Annotated in this window: 4 protein-coding genes; all 4 read right to left on the reverse strand. The window is 64.2% G+C overall.

Annotated features, from left to right (window positions below):
- Window positions 1-149: 149 nt before the first annotated feature.
- Window positions 150-677 carry a cupin domain-containing protein gene (locus tag AHiyo1_RS20785; RefSeq protein WP_059389855.1) on the reverse strand — a complete coding sequence of 176 codons (528 nt, stop codon included), beginning with the start codon at window positions 675-677 and terminating at the stop codon, window positions 150-152.
- Complete coding sequence (locus AHiyo1_RS20790) at window positions 674-1075, reverse strand: PAS domain-containing protein (RefSeq protein WP_059389856.1); 402 nt, start codon at window positions 1073-1075, stop codon at window positions 674-676. The genes AHiyo1_RS20785 and AHiyo1_RS20790 overlap by 4 nt, the downstream gene beginning before the upstream one ends.
- Entirely contained in the window at window positions 1072-2820 is a 1749-nt protein-coding gene (locus AHiyo1_RS20795) for a GMC oxidoreductase (protein ID WP_059389857.1), read from the reverse strand. The genes AHiyo1_RS20790 and AHiyo1_RS20795 overlap by 4 nt, the downstream gene beginning before the upstream one ends.
- Window positions 2821-2921: 101 nt before the next feature.
- On the reverse strand, window positions 2922-3104 hold a 183-nt coding region (locus AHiyo1_RS25770), incomplete at its 5' end, for a hypothetical protein (RefSeq protein ID WP_216363274.1).

Raw genomic sequence — 3104 nt, forward strand, 5'->3', positions numbered from 1 at the left:
CACGCATTTGTTGTTCGTTTTGGAGCCTCTAAACGACAACTACTGCTAGTCAGTTGGGTGGGAGAAGCCTGGTGCGCCGGCCCCAGAACCGGCGCACCAGACGTTTTATCCGGGCATCCCGCCTGCCCAGCCCATCCCGCCGGCCCCGGCTAGACCACCGCCAGGCGCAGGATCAGCTCGGCATGCCCGGGGAACCTCATGACGAGCGACTCGATGTCCCGTGCCGTTGGTTTCGCGGAGTCCGATCTCTCGTATCCCGGTGCGAGGCTGCAGCTCACCAAGGCGAACCCCGGCCCGGCCAACTCGGCACCGAACCAGGTGGAGTTCGGGGCAACTCCTTGCAACATCTCGCCTGCTTCCGGATCCGGCCCCAACAAGGCTTCGGTATAGCCAAAGTCCTGAAGTCCGAGCTCCCGGGAGAAGACGTGCAGCCTGATCGGTGTCCCCACGTGGAAGAACCACAATTCGTCCTGCTTGAGGGCGTGCAACTGGAGGACCTCACCCGCCTCCAGCAGGTACCAGTTGGAACTGTAGAGCGGATGGTCGACGCCGAAACGCGGAGGCAGCGCCGATCCGGCGATGTCCTCGTTGCTCACGAGCGCGGGCGCAAACCAGCCGCCCACGCTAGCAGGGGACATGTCCAACCGTTTGATCCAGTCCTCTGCGAATCCACTCATGTGACCGGGTCCTTCAGTGAGAAGCAGACGGTGATGCCGATGATGTCCTTGCTGCCCGGGGCCCGCAGCAACCCCTTTTGGGTCACGATGTCCACATTCACCATGCCGCCGTCCTTGCTGGGGACGGCGATGGTCTCGTGGAAGTTGAGCAACGGCTTTCCGCTCGCCATTACTTCCTTGTCATGCGCAACGTGTTCCGCGCGCGAGTCCTGGTGCCCGATCAGCTCCGACTTATCCATGCCCACCAGGTCCGCGAAGTTCTGGTTGACCCACAGGAAGACCGAATTCGCGTCCTTCACCACCCAGTACACGCCGTCCTGCCGGTCCAGCACATCGGCGACACTCATAGGCGGAACCGTGGGAAGGAGCGCCGGGTCCAGCGCCGGGGCGACAGTCATGGCGCTGCCGCCGCTCCGCCGTCGGCCTCGAGTCTTTCGGCGAGGTCTTGCGCCAAGGCGACCATTGTCATGGTCGGGTTCCACGAACCGCCGGTGGGCCAGAGGCTGCCGCCCGTGACAAAGACGTTCTGCACGCCGTTGAGTCGGTAGTCGATTCCGACGACGGCGCCCTCCTCTTCGCCGATCGGCAGGCTCGAGCTTTCGTGGACCAATCCCGGAACGCGGCGCTCCGGGATGGCGGGACGCTCGGCACCCCAGGTTCCGTCGTCGGGATCTCCGTGCCAGTATTCGACCCGCTCCGCGCCGGCCGGGGAGAGGACCCGCTCCAGCATCTGGAAGGTTCCCTCGTCCATGGTGTCCCAGGTGTCGTCGTCGGTGGCGTTGGCCAACACCTGCAAGGTGACGTTGCAGGTGGGGTCCGCTCCGCCGGAAAGCCGCAAGTGGTTCTCCGGGTTGCTTTCGTCCAGTTCGCCGAGGACGGCGCAGACGAACACCAGGTAGTCCTCCGAGGACCGCAGCTGCGCGAGCGAAGCCGTGGCGACGACGTCGGGGGCGTAGCGTTCGGACTTCTGGGCGTTCTTGTCCGGGCAACGGTCCGAGAGGACCGAAAGCTGGACGTGGTACTGCATGCCGGCCGGGCTCTTGCCCGCCAAATAGATGGCCGCCAGTTCCAGCTCGCCGAGTTGTCCGCTGAAATCAAAATCCTCGCGGGGAACCCTGGCCACCACCGAGGTGATGAAGTGGGCGCTGAAATGCCCGCCGGCCCCCTGCACCTGCGGGAAGGAATTGAGGACCAGCGTTGCCGGTGGAAGCGTGCCCATGGCCAGGACCAGGTTGGCGTTGCCGACGTTCACTACGCCGCGGTTGGTGTTCAACGCGGTGGCCCGTCCGTCCTGCTGGAGCACGCTCAACACGGTGCAGTCCGTGACCATGCGAAGAGCCGCGCCCTTGCCTTGGGCCTCGAGGGCTGCTTGCTTGTCCGTCAGTTCAAGGAGGACTGCCGGCGTCGAGAACTTCGCGAAGTCCACGCCCGACGTCGCGCCAGTCGCCGCAGCGAGCGGTGCGGGCATGCTGCGGGTGGCGGAATCGATCTTGTGCAGGCCTGCCTCAAGCCGTTCCTGCAGGGCTTTCTGCATGATTCCGTAGACCGGCCGGGTGTCGTTGATGAGATCGACGACGTCGGCCGACCGGCCGGCGTCGATCTGGTCCGCCGAAACCACGTTCAGGAGGTCTTCCGCGGACGTGAAGTGCGACTTGGCGGCGTCCATCACTGCCCGCGGCCAGCCCCGCATTTCATCTTCCTCGGGGCGGGGGCACCACGCGCTCCACATGATGCTTCGTCCGCCGTAGAAAGGAACCATGCCGTGCTGCCACGAAATCTTGCCCGGCGGCTGGGTGGCGGTGGCAGCTGCCAAGGTCCACGGGAAGGTCTCCGAGAGGCCTCCCAGGGTCTCCTTGTAGGGCAGCGGCAGGTTCTGGAAGTGCTGCGGCAAGAAAAACGGACCCCGTTCAATGATCAGGATCCGTGCGTGCGGGTTGACTGTCAGTGTCCGCTCGGCGAAGGCGTAGGCGCAGAACCCACTGCCGATGACGATGTGGTCGAATTGTTCCTCTTCGCGGACTTTTTTCCATTCCCCCTCGGAGAGGAAGAAAACGTGATCCATGACTTTCTGGGGCGAGGGATCCTGGGGTCCGGGCGTGGGAAACCCGTGATTGAAATTCTGGGACGAAGAAACTGCACTCATAACGATGCCCTCCATCAACTTTGCTGATTCCACGGCACCGTGAAACCAGGTGCCCACTGGGCCTAGAGGCAGATCACCCTTCCCCAGCAGAGTTCACGGGACTAGTTAACTACTGCCGCCATGGCGGCACAATAGAGTTCGGTGAGGATCCACGGCCGGCGGCTGAAATCCGCCGGCAAGCCGCGGCTATTGAAGGTCTTCCGGTTCCGGTGGGGGCCCAAGTGGCCCGGGTGTCCGATGCGGCGGGGGCGGGCCGGGATGCGGAGGCCGGGGTACATGTTTGT

The organism is Arthrobacter sp. Hiyo1 (genome assembly GCF_001263615.2).
In the GTDB taxonomy this organism is placed as follows: Bacteria; Actinomycetota; Actinomycetes; order Actinomycetales; family Micrococcaceae; genus Arthrobacter.

Coding starts and splice junctions, on each gene's coding strand:
- AHiyo1_RS20785 (WP_059389855.1), bottom strand. CDS start 677: ATGAGTGGATTCGCAGAGGACTGGATCAAACGGTTGGACATGTCCCCT.
- AHiyo1_RS20790 (WP_059389856.1), bottom strand. CDS start 1,075: ATGACTGTCGCCCCGGCGCTGGACCCGGCGCTCCTTCCCACGGTTCCG.
- AHiyo1_RS20795 (WP_059389857.1), bottom strand. CDS start 2,820: ATGAGTGCAGTTTCTTCGTCCCAGAATTTCAATCACGGGTTTCCCACG.